This window comes from Mammaliicoccus sp. Q-M61, assembly GCF_022386055.1.
Taxonomy (GTDB): domain Bacteria; phylum Bacillota; class Bacilli; order Staphylococcales; family Staphylococcaceae; genus Mammaliicoccus; species Mammaliicoccus sciuri_A.
The window spans coordinates 1-301 of the sequence record NZ_JAJNJL010000037.1 but is presented as its reverse complement, the minus strand read 5'-3'; the positions used below and the strand labels follow the sequence as shown (position 1 = coordinate 301).

Sequence of the window (301 nt, the reverse complement as noted above, 5' to 3'; positions counted from 1 at the left end):
TGGTGCCGAGGACCGGAATCGAACCGGTACGGTAATCACTTACCGCAGGATTTTAAGTCCTGTGCGTCTGCCAGTTCCGCCACCCCGGCAAGAAAAAATAAAAATGGAGCGGAAGACGGGATTCGAACCCGCGACCCCAACCTTGGCAAGGTTGTATTCTACCGCTGAACTACTTCCGCTAAATAATTATTTTTATATATAGTATATTTAAAATGGTGAGCCATAGAGGATTCGAACCTCTGACCCTCTGATTAAAAGTCAGATGCTCTACCAACTGAGCTAATGGCTCTAAAACATGGTG

At 45.8% G+C, this 301-nt stretch carries 3 tRNA genes; all 3 read right to left on the bottom strand.

The window, feature by feature from the left end:
- Positions 1-89: transfer RNA gene (locus LQ677_RS14585), tRNA-Leu, on the bottom strand.
- A gap of 15 nt (positions 90-104) precedes the next feature.
- A tRNA-Gly gene (locus tag LQ677_RS14580) sits at positions 105-179 on the bottom strand.
- Positions 180-213: 34 nt separating this feature from the next.
- Positions 214-289 (bottom strand) — tRNA-Lys (locus LQ677_RS14575).
- Positions 290-301 lie beyond the last annotated feature (12 nt).